The following is a 17,045-nucleotide window of genomic DNA, read 5'->3' on the forward strand; positions in this document are numbered from 1 at the left end:
TGGGCGATTCAAGCGTGCGGCAAACACCGCAAGCCAGACCGGCCCACGTCCATTCTGTCCAGGGCCGGTTCAGCCGATCGACAGGTTGACGGCTTTCGGACCCTTGCCGCGCTTGTCCGGCTCGGTGTCGAATGTCACTTTCTGCCCATCCTCAAGACCGGGAAGACCCGACGCCTGCACGGCCGAAATATGGACGAAGACATCCTTTGCCCCGTCGTCCGGCGTGATGAAGCCGAAGCCCTTGGCGTGATTGAAGAATTTGACGGTGCCGGTCTGCGGCATGGGAAGCTCCTTTGATCCCACAAGTCCAGTCTCGGGCCGGCAAATGCCCGGACGGAAATTTGTCCTTTATTTTAGTGCCATCGGCAAGAGAAAGTTTTGCGGGCGTCTGCAAGCATCCCAGAACACAAAAGGCGCGGCGAAAACCGCCGCGCCTTTACAGAATTCACGTTCACTCCAAAAGCCTTGCAGCATCCTCACACCCCGAAAGGACGCGCGGCACGCTGTGGTTCAGGCAGCGCGGAGATTGACCGCTTTCGGACCCTTGCCCATACGGTCGGGCTCGACATCGAAGGTGACCTTCTGACCGTCGACGAGCGTGCGCAGCCCGGAAGCCTCGATTGCCGAGATGTGGACGAACACATCCTTGGCGCCGCCATCGGGCGTGATGAAGCCGAAGCCTTTGGTAGCGTTGAAGAATTTAACGGTGCCGGTCTGGGCCATTGGGGAAACTCCTTCACCCGTGTCAGTCTTGGTGGTTCCGCCCGCCGCCTGGCGCCGTGGGCAAGTCCCGGTGGTTGCTTCGGCAGTCATGCATTGGCGCATGGTAAAACCCCCCGCCGAAAACGGGGCTGTCAGAGATTCACAGTATCGGGGAAAGGTCGTCCAAAACGTTCCGCTCTCCGGGTCGCAAATGCCCGAACACAAAATTTATCGCACGGAAACGTGATGCTTGCAAGATAGAGCCGCGGGCGGACCAACAGGCGCATCCCGACGCATCGCACCGATAGCCCCGGTTCTCCGCGCGGTCATCGGCCAGACGCCACCCAGGCATGGTCCAGCAAGCGGGGCAGGTGCTATCTTGGCTTGCGCCGGCATACCGCCCTGGCTCGCCAGTTGCAAACAGGGGTTGCATTTGGCAGCGTAATGACGAGGATCGGCCGGACGCAGGCACCATTGTGCAGGCAGGAGTTTCGAGGGAGGGAAACATTCATGCGGCTTCTTGCGGCAATCTTTCCGCGGCAGGTTTTTTCCATCCTGTTCCTGTCGGCAATTCTCGCAGCCTGCACCGTCGTGGTGGATGAGGGGCCAGGGCCGCGCCCGCCACGGCCGGGGCCGCAATTCTGCACCAAGCAATATGACCCGGTCTGTGCCCGGCGCGGCGGCGACCGCCAGACCTTCGCCAATGCCTGCCTTGCCGAACGGGCCGGATACCGCATCATTCGCGAGGGCGAGTGCCGCAGCGGTGGTGGTGGCGGTGAGGAGCAGACATTCTGCACCCGCGAATACCGCCCGGTCTGTGCTCGTCGCCATGGCGAGCTGCGGACATTCCCCAACGAATGCGAAGCCCGCGCGGCGGATTATCGCGTCGTCGATGATGGGCCTTGCTAGCGCACCGGCCTCACTGTTCGTCCGGATAGGCACCATCGGCGGGGCCGACGTAGAGCTCGGCGCCGTCCTCGTTGGAGATGCGCAGGCGATCGGGGATCTGCGGCATCATCAGCGTGTGAAGTAGCGTGGCGGCGCCTTGCAGGGCGGCGCGCAGGTTCGGTGCCTCCAGCGACACTCGATCGAGTATCGCTTCGTCGGCATCGCGCGAGCGGTAGAACTCGATGACGAAGTTCAAGCACGCCTCCAGGCAGATTGTCGTGCGATCGAACCCTAGCCTTTGGACTTGGGTTTCACAGCGGTCTCCGCCTGCTTGACCGCCGAGCCGAAGGGCGAGGCCGGCTTTGCCGCCACCTTGTCCTTCTTGGGCTTGCGTGTCTCGCGATTGCTGCGCTGTTGACCCTTGGCCATTTTCTGATCCCTTATACGTGTTGCGGATTGCTTTCGGCTCAACTGGCCGGGTTGTCGACCGGTTCGAGATTGTCTTCCGTGGTGACCCGCTCATAGGTCTCCAGCTCGCTGCGGATGCGGTATTGCGGCGAGCCGTCCTTGACCGGCAACCGGCTCTTGATCTGGAACAGCTCCGCGGTCTTTTGGGCAAGGCCGGTGCGGCTCTTCATGCGGACGGTCTGGCCGACGGTGAAGATATGCGCCGGCGTGTCCGTGCGCCGCGCACTCTGCTGGAAGCGGATCATGTGACATTCTCCTGGTCGTGCTGAAGCGCTGCCTCGAGCTCGGCATGGTCGACGGCGACAAGCTGGCTGGTCGCGCTTTTCACCGTCCTTGCCGGCAGATGGATGAAAGTGGCGACACGGCGCCATGCAGGCCACGACATGCCGTCGATCAGTTCTTCGTCGTGGTCGATGTCATAGTCGCCGGCCGGCTGCACGCCATCCAGCCCGCCAAGCACGAAAGGTGCCGCGAAATGCGCGATGGAATGGGTGGTGCGGGCAGACATTCTTGTGCCTCGAAGTTCTCGCTTGTGCCTTGAAGTTCTCGTGCGTTGAAGTTTCTTTCCGGCCTGCTCCGGAAGCGGAGCCTGCATTGCGGTACCAGGTGTCGGCGATTTGGATAAGTTTGGCGGGCCGAGAACCCTGACGCCGCAGGGCCAAGCATGACCCAAAACGGTTTTATACCATTAGTCTGAAAATACGGCTTATTCAAGAAGTTTTCGGCCTCTTACCCCTACCAACCTAAAATTACTTTTCTATAGTTATCTGCAGAACGATGATACGGTCCCGGTGCACCTCAAAAATTGTTTGAAGAACTTCCGGAAAAATTCCTCCGGCATTTGTATTTATTTAGGTATGAAAGGAAGAGAGTCATGAACTCCGAAAGAACACCGGATGTCCCGACAGTTGCAGTTAGTCCCGTCACCAAGCCGATAAAGGTCTTGTCGCCGCGCCTCACGATAAGAAGCGACGAGGCGGCAAGGCGAAGGATTGCCGACACTGACGGAACGGCGCGGCGGGCGCGCCAGCTTGCCGAAAGCAATCGCCTGATTTGACGCGCAAGCCATGACGCTCAATTTTCCCAATCCCAGCCGCTCCTATGACGCGGCGGCCAAGCGCATTCGTTTCGTCGGCCATGACGGCATGTTCGAAGTCCCGTTCTTTGTCGAGGTTGCGGCACTTTCGGCGGCCAACCCGGCTGCAAGCGGAGCCGAGGCCGAATTTCTCAGCGCCTTTGACGCCAAGCGTTCGTCGATCCACGATATTGCGCGCCAAGCCTACTCGCACGGCCGCAAGAACATGTATGTGCTGACGCCGGCAGACTTTCGGTAAGCTCCCCGAGTTCGGAGGTTTGCTTCGTAGCGACCGCCGTCTGCTCTTGCACGTGCCGCAGCGATGGCCTAGATCGCGGCAGGCGGACAACACGGCAGGTTTCCCATCAACAGAGATCCGAGACAACCGGCAGGCGCACGTTACGGCTCAGGCGGACAGCCGCCGCTGGGGCTCGACCAGCACGTGCAGCAGGCGCTGCAGTTGCACCAGACGGGGCGCCGGCAGGAAGCCGAGGCGCTTTACCGACAGGTGCTGGCGCAAAAGGCCAACCACCCGGCTGCTGCGCATTTCCTCGGGCTTCTGCTGCACCAGACCGGGCGCAGCGCCGAGGGGCTGGCGCTGATCGAACAATCGGTGCGTCTGCAGCCGAGCAATCCGGATTTCCTCAACAATCTCGGCACCGTGCTGCGCGACCTCGGCCGGGTAGCGGCCGCCGCCGATCTCTTCCGCAAGGTGGTGGCGATTCGGCCGGACCAGCTGGCGGCGCGTGACAATCTCGGCTCGTCGCTGAAGCAGCTCGGCCAGTTCGAAGGCGCCGAAGATATTTATCGCGGCACGATCGGCCGCAACCCGTTCCATGTCCGCGCCCGCGTCGGGCTTGCCGAAACGCTGCAGGAAGCGGGCCGGCTGGATGAGGCACTGGCTGTTTTTCGCGAGGCGCTGACGATCCGGCCGAAGGATGCCGATCTTTTGCACGGCCTGGGTGTCGGGCTGATGGAAAAGGGCAATCTCGACGAGGCTGCCGATCTTTTCAGGCAGGCGCTGGCGGTGGACCCCGGCATGGCCAGGGCCTGGCTGATGCTCACCCAGGTCAAGCGCCAGAAGGAGCGCGACGCCGAGCTTGCCCGCATGGAGGCGGAGCACGCCAAGGCGCCGCAAGGCAGCCTGGCGCGCATGCAGCTTTCCTTCGGCCTCGGCAAGGCCAATGACGACCTCAGGGAGTATGGCCGCGCCTTCGACTATTTCGCCGAAGGCAACGCGATCCGCCGCCAGGGCATCGACTACGACGCCGGCAAGACGCGCGGCGAGTTCGAGGCGATGAAGGCGGTGTTCGACAAGGCCTTTTTTGAAAGGCACAGGCCGAGCGGGATCGCCGACGACACGCCGATCTTCGTTGTCGGCATGCCGCGTTCCGGCACCACGCTGGTCGAGCAGATCATCGCCAGCCATCCGCAGGTCTATGGCGCGGGCGAGCTCAGCATATTGAAGACGGCGGTCGGCAAGCAGTTTCCGCTCAGCATGAAGGGCGGCTTTCCCTGGGGCATCGCCGACATGCCCGACAAGGCCTATGCCGAGGCCGGCCAGGCCTATCTCGACATGCTGCACACCCGCTATCCAGGTTTTCGGCACGTCACAGACAAGATGCCCGGCAATTTCCTGTTGATCGGTTTCATCCAGATGATGCTGCCGCAGGCCAAGATCATCCATTGCGCGCGCGATGCGGCGGCGACCTGCCTGTCGATCTACAAGGTGCACTTCCGCGGCGACAGCCATCGCTACGGCTACGATCTCGGCGAACTCGCCGATTTCCACAATCTCTACACCGATATCATGGCGCACTGGCACGCCGTGCTGCCGGAGGTCGTGCACGACGTTCGCTATGAGGATTTCGTCGCCGACCAGGAAGCCCAGTCGCGGGCGCTGATCGCCCATCTCGGCCTGCCGTGGGACGATGCCGTGTTGTCGTTCCACCAGACCGACCGGCCGGTGCGCACGGCGTCCGCCGCGCAGGTACGCCAGCCGATGTATCAGGGCTCGGTCGATCTGTGGAAGCGCTATGGCGACCGGCTGAAGCCGCTGCTCGACAGGCTGGCTTAGAGCGCCGCTGCGCCTAAAGCGCGTCGCGCTCGATCGGCCTCATGCGACGCGCTTTAGATTCCTGTTTATGCATGTCGTTATCGCAAAACCGCTGCACACTTTTGCGCGACATGCATCTAAAGCTCCATAAACGGCTGAAAGCCGCCGAAGATCATGCGCTTGCCGTCGAACGGCATGGTCGACCAGTCGGCCTTCAGGCGCTCATCGGCCATCACCTTGGCCATCACTGCGTCGCGGCTCTGCCTGGATTCATAGACGATCCATGAGAAGATGACGATCTCGTCGTCCTTGGCCTGCACGGCGCGCGGGAACGAGGTGATCTCGCCATAGGGCACGTCGTCGCCGACGCATTCGACATAGGCAAGCGCGCCATGCTCCTTCCAGACGCTGCCGGCGGTTTCCGCCAGCTTCTTGTAGGCATCGAGCTTTGCCTTCGGCACGGCAAGTACGAAACCATCGACATAAGACATTGGATTTCCTCCTGGGTAGGTTTTTCCTCCTCCCGCAAAGGGCGAAGGAAGAATGTGCTAAGCCTTCTTCACCGGTGCGTTCATCGCCCATTCGACGCCGAACGGATCACGCATATTGCCCCAGCGGTCGCCCCAGAACATCACCTGCAACGGCACGACTTCCTCGCAGCCTGCCTCGATGGCCCGCTTCCACCAGGCGTCGATGTCGTCGCTGCCGAGATGGAGCTGCATGGTGCAGCCCTGAGGCTTCACAGCGGCCATTCCATGCTCGGGATAGAAGTCGGAAAGCATCAGGGTCGAACCGTTGATGTAGAGATGGATATGCATGGTGCGGCCCTGTTCGTCCGGCGGATAGGCAAAGACCTGCTCGGCACCGAAGGCCTTTTGGTAAAATTCTGCGGCTTTGAAAGCGCCGTCCAGCTGAAGGTAGGGCGTCAACCCGCCAAGCACTTTGGCGGCGGGCTGGGTCTGCGGCTGGTCATTCATGTCATGCTCCTCTTTGCTTCTGGTTTGCCTTTGCGAACCACAGGACGAACGAAACGGCGACGATCCTACACGGCCGATGGTTTTTTCAAATGCCGGGCGCGGGTCCGAAATGGCGCGTTGCTGCCACGGCCAACTGGCACCTTTCAACCTTCGATGCGAATCCGCGGGCTGTTTTGCGCGTCGACGACGATTTCCGGCCAGCCAATATCTTTGCGCAGCTCGATCGGCAATGAAAGGATGGCGCGTTCGCTGCGGTAACGGGCGCGAGCCGCCGAGTAACGGGTCACGGCGTGACCTATGGATGACAGAATAGACATGATGCTTTCTCCTCAATTGGCGCCGGCATCACCGTGTCGGCAACCCAAGGACGTGGCAGGCGATCATCATCCGACAGAGCGTCAGATTTTTTTCCGCAAGGCCGGATTCAATCGAAGACGGCGTTTCTCACCTGCCGGGAATCGAGCGACGACCGCCAAGTCAGCGCACATCCAACCGGAAGCTTAGCTGCGTGCCGTCCGACGGACTGGACTCAGATGACAGATGCGGCCAGAGCGGTGTCGTAATATTCCACCAGTTCGATGATTTTGCCGTCGCGTACCGTCCAGAAATCGGCGGTGCGCAAGACAAACTCGTCACCGGTGGTTCGGCGCGTCAAATGGATCTCGACCTGCGCCGCAACCTTGTCGCCGCCATCGATGATCTCAACCGGGACGAAGCGCCGGTATTCGAAATCGCTGTCCAGCGCCACAAGCCTGGCAAGGAACTCCTGCTTGCCGCGGGCCACTCCGGCATAGCGCGACTGCACCGATCGGCGATCCAACGAAAGACGACATCATCGGCGCAGTCGACCAGCGCGCCCTCGATGTCACGTTTTGCATAGGCATCATACAGCTTCCTGACGACATCCGCCCCACGCATGACCGGTTTCCTCCTTAGGTTTGCGAGACCTCAGGATGCGCCTTTTCCGGCGAGCGGGAAAGTGTGCTGAGCCGCTCGCCATTCATCGGGCAAAATCGTCAATCTCCCGCTTCGGCCACCGAGCGGAAGAAATCTTCCGGACTGTCGACCTCGGTCAGCCGCCGCTTCTCGATCAGCCAGAAGCGGTTGCCGATTGCCCTGATGAAGGAGCGGTCGTGCGAGGCGAGCAGGCAGCTTGCCTGATGTTCCAGCAGTTCGGCTTCCAGCGCTTGCTGGCCATCGATGTCGAGATGGTTGGTCGGCTCGTCGAGCAAATAGAAATTGGGATTGGCGAGCCTGAGCGCCAGCATCATCAGCCGCGCCTTCTGGCCGCCCGACAGCACGCCGATCCTGCGCTCCTGCATGTCGATGTTGACGCCGGCGCCCGCCAGCAGCGAGCGGGCGCGCTGCTCGCCGACATCGAATCTGCGCGACAGCATCGCCAGCGGCGTGTCGTCGCCGCTGATGCCCGACAATGCCTGGTCGCTATAGCCGAGCACGGTCGACGGCGTCACCTTCAGGCTTTGCGCCGCCGTTTCCGGCTCGACGATGGCGTTCCGGATCAGGCCGATCAGCCGTGATTTGCCGACGCCGTTACGGCCGAGCAGGACGATGCGATCGCGCTGGCAGGTATGGCGCTTGCCGGTGCTGAACAACAGCGTGCCGTCAGGGGTTCCGACCGCCAAATCGTCAAGCGTGATCAGCACCTTGGCATGGCTGCCGCGATTGGCGAGCTTGATCGCGCCCGCCGATTTTTCGCGGTGTGCCGGCGCTGCCGCTTCTTCCAGGCGCTCTGCCCGCTGGTTGAGCTGCCTGGTCTTGACCGTCAGCAGATCACTGCCCGAGTTGATGCCGATGTTGTTGAGCTTGGCCGCCTGCCGGCGCAGCTGCTGCGCCACTTTCATGTCGCGCTGGAATTTGCGCTCGGTTGAGGCGTCGACCTCGTCCAGCGCAAGCCTCGCCCGCGAATAGGGCAGCGAAAACACCGGCGATTGTTCAGGGCGAAGGAACAGCGTGCGGTTGGTCGTGGCGTCGAGGAACGCCCTGTCGTGGCTGGCAATCACCAGCGGCACCTCGCGCGGCAGGGCGTTCAGCCAGGGTTTCGAGCTGGCTGATCTTGCCGAGGTCGAGATGGTTGGTCGGCTCGTCGAGAAGCAGGACGTCGGGGTCGGTGACCCAGACGCGGGCGACCAGCGCAAGCCTTTGCCAGCCACCGCTCAAGGCTCGCATCGGCCGCTCGCGCATCGGCTGCGGCACGTCGAGCGAGTCGAGAACCACATCGACGCGCCATTGCTCGCTTTCGGCCTGCTCGGCCGGCAAGGCGTCTGCCACCACCTCATGAAAGCTGCGCCCGGCCAGCGCTGCGGGGATGACTTGCTCGACATAGCCGACGCGCAGGCCGCGCGTGCGGGTGATGTCGCCTGATGTCGGCTCCATGTCGCCGGTCAGGCACTTCAGCAAAGTCGATTTGCCGCGCCCGTTGGCGGCGACGATGCCGAGCCGGTCGCCGGTGCCGATGGTGAGATCAAGGTTGGAGAAGAGCGGCGCACTCATGGTGACACCGAGAGACTTGAGGCTGATCAGGGCCATGTCGATTTCTCTGGTCTGTCCGGAGTGGATTCCGGTTCAATGCACTTTGACGGTGCGCAAGCTGGCCATCAGGCTCGGCGTTGCAGCACCACGAAGGGCAGACCAAGAAAATCGAAGCGGGAAGAAAAACCCGGACCGTCTCTGGTCAGCCCTGCAAGCAAGCTCGCAGGGCAGAGACAGGGCCGCGCTGACGGTGGTGGTCGAAAGACACGCAGCCCTCCTTTCAAGACGGTCGAGTGTGCGGAGCGATTACACCAAAGGCGGGGTGGGTTGCAAGTGTGTCCTCTGCAGGCAGGCCTTAGTCTGGCAGAGGGAATATAAAGTCACCCTTGGTTCGCTGGATTTCCTGTGGCGTTTCGAAGTGAATCTCCATCAGGATCGGTTCTTCCGGTCCCTTGAAGAAATGAAGTTCGGCATGAGGGAGCACGAGCCGACGGACAGTTTCATATCCGCTTTCCATCTTATATTCCTCGGCTTGCAGCCCTAGACTTGCGAGGAGCGTCTTGGCGGCCGAAAACGTCATGGCTGGACTAAAGCCGTCGAGATCGATTTGGCTGTTGCCGCTCCATTTCAAAGGCAAGGACTTGGGCACATGAGGCATGTGCCAAAGTTTGATGCTGATACGGTGCACTCGCGCTCGATCGCGCCTGATCAAAATGTTGATTTCCAGATCGCCATAACCCAGAAGAAAGCCGCATGGCTCATCCTGATAGACATACAGCCATTTCGGAAAGCCAAGGTGTTTCTGCACCGGTCCAAGATCGGCGCCAGTCCGCAAAGGCGTGTCTTTACTGCCTAAAATCAGGGGCAGAATGTGGAGTTTGCCTTGTTGCCGCATCGAACCTAGGTTTGCTGCCAATTGTTGTCGTAGGTTGGATACTCGGCCTTTCAGCCCCGCCTGATCCCTTCGGCCCAAGCCACCAGGTCGTCTTCGCTGTTGCGCAGCCGCTTCATGACTCGTTGCATGGGCCAGCAAGTAACGCCGCTTCCGACTTCGAGAGCCGCTTTAATTTCCCCTTCGGGATCGTCGTCATTCGTCAGCCAATGCCCGCTGAGTTCCTTGCGAAGCACCTCGCCACAGTAGCATCCCAATGCAAACAAACGCGGCCCGATATCTTGTGATATCAAACCGCCGGAGATGGGCTCTCCATCCTTCGTCTGCTCGCGAAAAAACCGTTCCACCTCGGATATGCTCTGCGGTGAGAAATCCGCGCCGAAGCCCGAACTTTGCAGTGCGTTGGATATCCACTGCGCGGCTATCGGAATGTCGTCTTGCAAGCGCCGCGGTGCGCTTGTTGTTTGAGACGCCGCGCGGGACGGCAAGAACCCTGCGGCGAGAAGCCCAAAGAAACGGCGTGTTATCATCTGTAGCCACCCAGCCGATGGCGAGAAGATACATGCGGCGCTCAAGTAACGCCACGGCAGAATTACCGTCCCGGCCGACCAGTCTTGCCGGGTCGGCGCTTTTCGCGGCGAGCATCGGCCGGATCTTCGTAAGAGCCGATGCCGGCACGCTGGCGGACAATGGGTTTGGCCGAATCATCGCGTTCCTTCGCGCCTCCCGCTGTCCTGCCCTCTTTGCCACCATTTGACATCTCCCCCGCGAGGGGGGAGATCGGCTGTGGCTTGGCCGGCACTTTTCCCTCGACCGGCTTCTCGGTCCGCCGCACCGTCATCTCGTCGAGCGAGTTTTTCTTGAACAGCGGTTTGATCGGCTCGCCGGGGATGCCGAAATCGGAGCCGTGCGCCTCTTCGGCCGACTGTTTCTTGAACAGCGAACGGGACACCGCCCCGGCCGGCGTCGGCATGTCGGTGCCCGGGCCCATGGCGTCGAGCGAAGGTTTTGCGAATAGCGGCTTCTTGACCGGCACGGCGCCGTCGGCGCCCATCTCGTCGAGCGCGGGCTTGCGGAAGAGGTTGGGCCGGGCAGCCTTGGCCGCTTCTTCGGTGGCACGTGCCTCGTCGAGCTTGCGGAAACGCTCCTGTTCCTCTGACGTACGATGTTTGGCCACGCCCTTGTTGTGCTTGCCCTTTTCGCGGCCCGAAACCGGGCTTTCCATGTCGGCATATTTGGCCAGCGGGTCGTCGGAGATGGACAACTCCATCTCGCGCAGCCGTTTGATCTCGTCGCGGATGCGGGCCGCCTTCTCGAAATCGAGGTTGGCGGCGGCGTCGCGCATCTGCTTGTCCAGGGCGTCGAGATGCGCCTTCAGATTGTTGCCCATCATGGCGCCGGCGCTGTCGGTGAACTGCGAAATGTCGGCGCGGACATGATCTTTTTCGTAGACCGAGTCCAGGATGTCCGAAATGCGCGACTTGACCGATTCCGGGGTGATGCCGTTGGCCGCGTTCCACTCCATCTGCTTTTCGCGACGGCGGTTGGTCTCGGCCATCGCCCGCTCCATCGAGCCGGTGATCTGGTCGGCATAGAGGATGACCTTGCCGTCGACGTTTCTGGCGGCGCGACCGATGGTCTGGATCAGCGATGTCTCGGAGCGCAGGAAACCTTCCTTGTCGGCATCGAGAATGGCGACGAAGCCGCATTCGGGAATGTCGAGGCCTTCGCGCAACAGGTTGATACCGACCAGCACGTCGAAGGCGCCGAGGCGCAGGTCGCGCAGGATCTCGATACGCTCCAGCGTGTCGATGTCGGAGTGCATGTAGCGCACGCGAATGCCCTGCTCGTGCAGATATTCGGTCAGGTCCTCGGCCATGCGCTTGGTGAGCACAGTGACCAGCGTGCGGTAGCCGGCCCTCGTGGTCTCGCGGATTTCGCCCACGACATCGTCGACCTGCGTCTTGGCCGGGCGCACTTCGACCGGCGGGTCGATCAGGCCGGTCGGGCGGATGACCTGTTCGGCGAAAACGCCGCCGGATTGCTCCATCTCCCAACCGCCGGGCGTTGCCGAAACCGCGACGGAAAGCGGGCGCATGGCGTCCCACTCCTCGAAGCGCAGCGGCCGGTTGTCCATGCAGGACGGCAGGCGGAAACCATACTCGGCCAGCGTCGCCTTGCGGCGAAAGTCGCCGCGATACATGCCGCCGATCTGCGGTATGGTGACATGGCTTTCGTCGACAAAGACCAGCGCATTGTCGGGGATGTATTCGAACAAGGTCGGTGGCGGATCGCCCGGCTGGCGGCCGGTCAGATAGCGCGAGTAATTCTCGATGCCGGCGCAGGAACCGGTCGCCTCAAGCATCTCCAGATCGAAGCGGGTGCGCTGCTCCAGCCGCTGCGCTTCCAGCAACCGACTGGCCCGTTCGAGTTCGACCAGCCTGTGCTTGAGCTCTTCCTTGATCGACTTGATGGCTTGATTCAAGGTCGGGCGCGGCGTGACATAGTGCGAATTGGCATAGATCTTGACGCCCTTCAGCTCGCCGGTCTTCTGGCCGGTCAGCGGATCGAATTCGGTGATCGCCTCGATCTCGTCGCCGAACAGCGAGATGCGCCAGGCGCGGTCCTCGAGGTGGGCCGGGAAGATCTCGATCGTGTCGCCGCGCACCCTGAACGAGCCGCGGACGAAATTGATGTCCTGGCGCTTGTATTGCTGGGCGACGAGGTCGGCGAGCAGCGCGCGCTGGTCGAGCCGGTCGCCGATCTGCATCTGGAAGGTCATCGCCGTATAGGTCTCGACCGAGCCGATACCATAGATGCAGGACACCGAGGCGACGATGATGACGTCGTCGCGCTCGAGCAGCGAGCGCGTCGCCGAATGGCGCATGCGGTCGATCTGCTCGTTGATCGAGGATTCCTTCTCGATGTAGGTGTCGGTCCGCGGCACATAGGCCTCAGGCTGGTAGTAGTCGTAGTAGCTGACGAAATACTCGACGGCGTTTTCCGGGAAGAACTTCTTGAACTCGGAATAGAGCTGCGCGGCAAGCGTCTTGTTGGGCGCCAGGATCAGAGCGGGGCGCTGCGTCTCTTCGATCACCTTGGCCATGGTGAAGGTCTTGCCCGAGCCGGTGACGCCGAGCAGAACCTGCGTGCGGTCGTTGCTGTTGACGCCCTCGACGAGATCCTTGATCGCCGTCGGCTGGTCGCCGGCCGGCTCGAAATCCGAGACCATCCTGATGGCGATGCCGCCTTCGGATTTCTCCGGCCGGGCAGGGCGGTGCGGCGTCCACAGCACGCCGTCCTTGTGCAGCGGATTGCCGGATTCGATCAGTGCCGACAGTGCCGCGACCGTGGCGGTGACGCCGCCCGAGGCCATGGTCTCGGCCTCTTCCAGGGAGACATCGAGGCCGGCGACAGGGTTGAGACCGGCCGCAGTGCGCTCCCGCGCCGAGGCCGCACCGCCCATCGAGGTGCCGCGTGCCGTACGGCCGGGGGAAGAGGAGCGTTCCGGGATTTTCTTCGCCGGCTTGGCGCCTTCCCTCCCCCTCGAGGGGAGGGTGGCGGCGGAGCCGCCGGGTGGGGTCGGTGCGTCCGGGCTCGGCGACCCTTGATGCCGAGCGCTTCCTTTGCCGACCCCCTCTGTCGCCTTCGGTGACATCTCCCCCTCGAGGGGGGAGATTTGGCGCCCTTCCTTCTCGGCTTCCTGCTCGATCTGTTCGGCCCAGTCGGCGATCGAGCCGGTCAGCGGCGCGCCGGTGAACTCGGCCTGCGGCGCCTCGGCAAAGCCGTGCAGGGGCTCCGATGCGTCGAGGAAATCGGTCAGCGGACTGCGCCGCTTGGGCGGCGAAGCGCGATCGTCATTCGCCGGCGGCGGCGTTTTCTTGTCGGGGAGTCTGGCCATGGCCCGAATATGGGAGGTATCGGCCAAAATGGAAAGAGCCGAGTGGCGGGTGGCGCGAGGCGCAATTTGGCTGCTGACAGCAGGCTGTCAGGAGCACCATCCGAGTTTCCCCCTCAATTAAACCACAGCGCGAACGTCAGAAACCCGGCGCCGCCGAACTGGCGCTGGATCTGATTGAACTCCTCGCTGGTGAGAATCTTGCCGCGCTCGAGATAGGGCGCGATGGCCGGGCCGGTGATCGACAGCACCAGGTCGAAGGGCTTCGGCTCGTCGAAGAAGCGCTTCATGTTGATGCCTTTGTCGGCGATGCGGAAATGCGGCAGAAAGGTGCGTCCCTCCAGCAGATCCTCGGCCATAGCCAGGGCGGCGAGCCAAGCCTGTACCTGCTGCTCGCCGACTTCCAGACCGGTCAGCGGGCTGGCGCCTTTCTGCTGCGGCCCGGGCAGCCATTCGCGGTCATTGTCGGTTTCGGCGCGGATGGCTTTCCAGTCCTCGCGCGACAGCCGGATCATTTCCATGAGATGGCGGCGTGCCGCTTGCCGGCGCTCCGGCTCGACCACTTGCCAGTTGATGAGATGGACCAGCGAGATGAAATCGGCGATGCGCCATTCGGACGACAGAATGCCGCCGCTCATGCCGCCGTCCGGCGGAACGAGCGTGTCCTGCAGCGGCAGTTTGGCGCGCGGGAACAGCATATGGAACGAACCGTCGAAGGTGTTGCTGAAGTCATGCGCCAGCCAGAAATCGGCCTGCGCCATCAGAAATTCGGCATAGCCCTGCAGCCAATAGCCGTCGGCGCGGTCGAAGCGGAAGGCGAGGGCGGCATCGGCCGGCGCGCCGCCCGTGCCCGACAGAGAGGCCATGATCGCCGCAGCGCTTTCGTCCGGCGCGATCGTGCCGTCCTCGTTGAGGTCGATGCCGAGGCGGGTGAGGTCGATGACCATACCGATGTCCGTGTCGGCGGGTACCGAACCCAGCGTGGCTGCGGATTTCTCCAGCCGGTCGCGGAAGGCAACGAGAATGGCGCGGAATTGTTCGTAGCTCAGCGGCTCGGGATCAGGGTTGTCCGGCACCGGCAACCGCATCAGCGGCAGCATGAAGGATTGCGGGCTTTCGAAACCGTGGCGGTGCAGCCCGCCGGCCAGGATCTCCAGCGCGGTGAAGAATTCGCCGGCGCCGGCGGCGTAGGTCGCTGCCGGATCGCCGGGCGCGGCGGCTTCCAGGGCGGCAAGAGCGCTGTCGCGTTCGGCTACGGTTTTCGCCTCAAACAGGGCCGCCGCTTCGGGAGCCGCGGCGCTGGGTGAAGCCAGCGGGAGGAGAAGAATGATGGCGCACGCCACCAGCCTGGAAAAACGCTTCATCGTGATCGCCCCTTTTGTCGCTCCGCAGTGGATCATACACGCATTTGGTTCGCGCGCCTGTAGCCCTGTGGTTCACCGATAACAGTCTGCGCTTCAATCAATCCGGCTGGCGGTCTACACAAGGCAAACCATTGGGCCGTCGCGTGTCGAACTATCCGCTTTCCTACAAACTGTCGTGGCTGCCACGCTTCCTCCGGCCTTCGCTCGATGGCGACGCGCGCGGCTTTGCTCCGGCGGCCGCAGCCCTGCTCGAACCGCTGCCGGCGCGGACGGTGCGGCTGGCTTTCGTTGGCGATATCTCGGCGGTGGCCAATCGCCGCGCGCCGGACTGCGATCCGGCGATTGCGGCACTGCTTGCCTCGGCCGATCTGGTGGTCGGCAATTGCGAAAGCCCGGTGGTGAAACGGCCGAGCGCTGTTTTGGGCACCAGGCTTGGCACGCGCCACGCGATGAGCGAGCGGTTCCTTGCCGAGGCGCTGGCCGCCGCCGGCATTTCGCGTGAAAAACTGGTGCTGTCGCTGGCCAACAACCATGTGCTCGACCAGGCTATTGCCGGCTTCGATGAGACGGTCGCCGCCCTGGAGCGGCTCGGCATCCGCACGATCGGCACTGCGGTTCCGGTCGAGCGGTTTGCAGTCGGGGCGCTGACAATCGGCCTTGCCGCCTTTACCTTGTGGCGCAATGTCGGCGCGGCTCAGTTTGCGGGCCGAGTCTCGATGCAAGGCGATCCGACGCAATGGCCGCGCGACGCCGCTTCGGGTGTCGACCTCCTCTGCGCAGTGCCACATTGGGATTGGGAATTCCGGCATTTTCCACGTGCGAAGACGCGGGCACTGGCGCGGCTTCTGGCCGAACATGGCGTCGGCCTGGTCGCCGGACATCATGCGCATGTCGTGCAGCCGATCGAGCGGACCGGCAAGACGCTCGTTGCCTATGGGCTCGGCGATTTCTTCGGTACCGCCTTTTCGCGCCAGCCATGGCCCGGCCGCATCGGCGCCATTCTCGTCGTCGACATCAGCGACGATCCCGGCACGCGCGGGGCCATCGCCGCCTACCGGCTGCATGCCTTCATGCGGCTGCGCGCCGGCGATCACGAGCGCCTGGTCCCGGTCGAAGCGCTGGCGGGAAAATCGAGGCAAAGGGTTCTGGCCCGCCTCGATGCGATCTTCGGTGCCGGGCGCTGACGGCTGCGCTGACGCGGTCCACCAAACCGGCTATCATGCTCAACGCGGGCAGGCTTGTGGCGGCGGTGGGTGATGGAAACTGCGGATTTCATGCCGAGCGAAGCGGTGATCGCCGGCCTCAGGAAGAACATCGAGGCCTATGAGGCCGAAAGAGCTTCGGCCCATCGCCGGACGCGCTGGCGGGTGCCGCTGTTCATCGGGCTGGTGCTGGTGTTCGTGGTGTTTGTGGCCTGGCTCTTCAACGGGGTTGCCGACCCGAGCGAGCAGTGGTTCTCGACCCCGCATGTGTTCCTCTATATCGGCGGATTCCTGGCGGCGATCCTGCTCTATTTCCGGGCGATCAAGCCAGCGAGCAAATTGCAGCAGTCGTTTCGCAGCACGCTGTTGCCGATCATCTTCGGCTTCATCGAGGACATGCAGTATCGGCACAGCGTCAAGCCGAATTCGTTCGACCGGCTGCCGCGCGAGACGGTTGGCCCATTCAACCGACAGTCTTTCGACGATGCTTTTTCCGGCCGCTATGAAGGGTTTCCGTTCGAGCTGTACGAAGCAGAGCTCCGGGAAGGGACGGGCAAGAGCACGACGGCAGTGTTCAAGGGCGTCATCGTCGCCTTCGAGACGATCGTGCCGTTCCCCGGCACATTGGTCGCCGCGCGCCGGACCAACAAAGCCGTCGGCTTCTTCCGCGGCATCTTCGGCAGCAAGATGCAGGAATTGTCCAGCGGCGTGCCGGAGCTCGATGCCGCCTACGAGTTCCGCACCGACAACATCGAGGCGGCGCGGCCGCTGGTGACCGGCCGGCTGGCGCAGGCGCTGCAATGGCTCGGCGAGACCCGGCCGAACGATCCGGCACGCGTGGCGCTCAGCGGCAGTGACGGCTTCCTGCTGCTGCCGCAGGAAAGGAATTTCTTCGAGCTGCCGGATATCCCCACGCGCCTCGACTACACCAAGCATGTCGCGCCGATGATCGCCGACATGGGCGCGATGCTGGCGACAGCGGCGCTGGTGCGCAAGATCGGGGCGAGGGACGAGGAGGCGGGTTAGTCCGGCT

General features: G+C 62.8%; 20 protein-coding genes and 1 pseudogene. 6 read left to right on the top strand and 15 right to left on the bottom strand.

All coding sequences use genetic code 11. The annotated features are described in order from the left end of the window. Window positions 1-69: 69 nt before the first annotated feature. Window positions 70-282 (bottom strand): cold-shock protein, encoded by a 213-nt coding sequence (locus NKH23_RS07240; RefSeq protein ID WP_006202521.1) that lies wholly within the window; start codon window positions 280-282, stop codon window positions 70-72. A gap of 228 nt (window positions 283-510) precedes the next feature. Beyond that, a complete protein-coding gene (locus NKH23_RS07245) occupies window positions 511-723 on the bottom strand; it encodes a cold-shock protein (protein ID WP_006202520.1) in 213 nt (70 codons plus the stop codon). A gap of 489 nt (window positions 724-1,212) precedes the next feature. Between NKH23_RS07245 and NKH23_RS07250 the strand changes: the two genes are divergently transcribed. Beyond that, on the top strand, window positions 1,213-1,611 hold the full coding sequence (locus NKH23_RS07250) for a Kazal-type serine protease inhibitor family protein (protein ID WP_352912522.1): 399 nt from the start codon (window positions 1,213-1,215) through the stop codon (window positions 1,609-1,611). 10 nt (window positions 1,612-1,621) lie between these two features. Here NKH23_RS07250 and NKH23_RS07255 read toward each other — a convergent pair whose 3' ends face one another. Genes NKH23_RS07255 through NKH23_RS07270 form a run of 4 tightly spaced genes read right to left on the bottom strand, consistent with a single transcriptional unit; the run spans window position 1,622 to window position 2,566 of the window. Next, the gene (locus tag NKH23_RS07255) at window positions 1,622-1,846 is read right to left on the bottom strand and encodes a hypothetical protein (protein WP_292661267.1); all 225 of its coding nucleotides are present in this window, start codon (window positions 1,844-1,846) and stop codon (window positions 1,622-1,624) included. Between the two features lie 35 nt (window positions 1,847-1,881). After that, window positions 1,882-2,019 carry a hypothetical protein gene (locus NKH23_RS07260; RefSeq protein WP_023719175.1) on the bottom strand — a complete coding sequence of 46 codons (138 nt, stop codon included), beginning with the start codon at window positions 2,017-2,019 and terminating at the stop codon, window positions 1,882-1,884. 38 nt (window positions 2,020-2,057) lie between these two features. Next, on the bottom strand, window positions 2,058-2,303 hold the full coding sequence (locus tag NKH23_RS07265) for a hypothetical protein (protein ID WP_292661264.1): 246 nt from the start codon (window positions 2,301-2,303) through the stop codon (window positions 2,058-2,060). Beyond that, window positions 2,300-2,566: a hypothetical protein gene (locus NKH23_RS07270; protein WP_352713118.1), complete on the bottom strand. Its 267-nt coding sequence runs from the start codon at window positions 2,564-2,566 to the stop codon at window positions 2,300-2,302. The genes NKH23_RS07265 and NKH23_RS07270 overlap by 4 nt, the downstream gene beginning before the upstream one ends. 366 nt (window positions 2,567-2,932) lie before the next feature. On the opposite strand from NKH23_RS07270, the gene NKH23_RS07275 reads away from it, so the two are divergent. The 3 genes from NKH23_RS07275 to NKH23_RS07285 all read left to right on the top strand — a co-directional run bounded on the left by NKH23_RS07275 (window position 2,933) and on the right by NKH23_RS07285 (window position 5,210). Then, complete coding sequence (locus NKH23_RS07275; protein WP_352664703.1) at window positions 2,933-3,115, top strand: hypothetical protein; 183 nt, start codon at window positions 2,933-2,935, stop codon at window positions 3,113-3,115. A gap of 10 nt (window positions 3,116-3,125) precedes the next feature. Continuing rightward, entirely contained in the window at window positions 3,126-3,392 is a 267-nt protein-coding gene (locus NKH23_RS07280) for a DUF1488 family protein (RefSeq protein WP_352713115.1), read from the top strand. A 183-nt stretch (window positions 3,393-3,575) separates the two neighbouring features. Then, a complete protein-coding gene (locus NKH23_RS07285; protein WP_353034390.1) occupies window positions 3,576-5,210 on the top strand; it encodes a tetratricopeptide repeat-containing sulfotransferase family protein in 1,635 nt (544 codons plus the stop codon). 116 nt (window positions 5,211-5,326) lie between these two features. Here NKH23_RS07285 and NKH23_RS07290 read toward each other — a convergent pair whose 3' ends face one another. From NKH23_RS07290 to NKH23_RS07330, 9 genes and pseudogenes are all read right to left on the bottom strand, one after another. Then, window positions 5,327-5,680 (bottom strand): DUF1428 domain-containing protein, encoded by a 354-nt coding sequence (locus NKH23_RS07290; RefSeq protein WP_352713111.1) that lies wholly within the window; start codon window positions 5,678-5,680, stop codon window positions 5,327-5,329. 57 nt (window positions 5,681-5,737) lie between these two features. After that, complete coding sequence (locus tag NKH23_RS07295; protein WP_352713109.1) at window positions 5,738-6,166, bottom strand: VOC family protein; 429 nt, start codon at window positions 6,164-6,166, stop codon at window positions 5,738-5,740. 143 nt (window positions 6,167-6,309) lie between these two features. Next, entirely contained in the window at window positions 6,310-6,483 is a 174-nt protein-coding gene (locus NKH23_RS07300) for a hypothetical protein (protein ID WP_023719167.1), read from the bottom strand. A 212-nt stretch (window positions 6,484-6,695) separates the two neighbouring features. Further along, window positions 6,696-6,971, bottom strand: a complete 276-nt coding sequence (locus NKH23_RS07305) for a nuclear transport factor 2 family protein (RefSeq protein WP_353034392.1) — start codon at window positions 6,969-6,971, stop codon at window positions 6,696-6,698. A 211-nt stretch (window positions 6,972-7,182) separates the two neighbouring features. Continuing rightward, window positions 7,183-8,713: pseudogene (locus NKH23_RS07310) on the bottom strand (ABC-F family ATP-binding cassette domain-containing protein). 298 nt (window positions 8,714-9,011) lie between these two features. After that, window positions 9,012-9,572 (bottom strand): hypothetical protein, encoded by a 561-nt coding sequence (locus tag NKH23_RS07315; protein WP_353034394.1) that lies wholly within the window; start codon window positions 9,570-9,572, stop codon window positions 9,012-9,014. A gap of 29 nt (window positions 9,573-9,601) precedes the next feature. Beyond that, on the bottom strand, window positions 9,602-10,078 hold the full coding sequence (locus tag NKH23_RS07320; RefSeq protein WP_353034396.1) for a hypothetical protein: 477 nt from the start codon (window positions 10,076-10,078) through the stop codon (window positions 9,602-9,604). Between the two features lie 62 nt (window positions 10,079-10,140). Next, window positions 10,141-13,449: an excinuclease ABC subunit UvrB gene (gene uvrB, locus NKH23_RS07325; RefSeq protein WP_352978442.1), complete on the bottom strand. Its 3,309-nt coding sequence runs from the start codon at window positions 13,447-13,449 to the stop codon at window positions 10,141-10,143. A 113-nt stretch (window positions 13,450-13,562) separates the two neighbouring features. After that, window positions 13,563-14,810, bottom strand: coding sequence for a hypothetical protein (locus tag NKH23_RS07330; RefSeq protein ID WP_352713101.1), 1,248 nt, complete (start codon window positions 14,808-14,810; stop codon window positions 13,563-13,565). Window positions 14,811-14,953: 143 nt separating this feature from the next. On the opposite strand from NKH23_RS07330, the gene NKH23_RS07335 reads away from it, so the two are divergent. Further along, entirely contained in the window at window positions 14,954-15,994 is a 1,041-nt protein-coding gene (locus NKH23_RS07335; RefSeq protein ID WP_352978444.1) for a CapA family protein, read from the top strand. A gap of 72 nt (window positions 15,995-16,066) precedes the next feature. Further along, a complete protein-coding gene (locus NKH23_RS07340) occupies window positions 16,067-17,038 on the top strand; it encodes a hypothetical protein (RefSeq protein WP_352713099.1) in 972 nt (323 codons plus the stop codon). Window positions 17,039-17,045: the final 7 nt, after the last annotated feature.

This window comes from Mesorhizobium sp. M1328 (genome assembly GCF_040318075.1).
Taxonomy (GTDB): Bacteria; Pseudomonadota; Alphaproteobacteria; order Rhizobiales; family Rhizobiaceae; genus Mesorhizobium.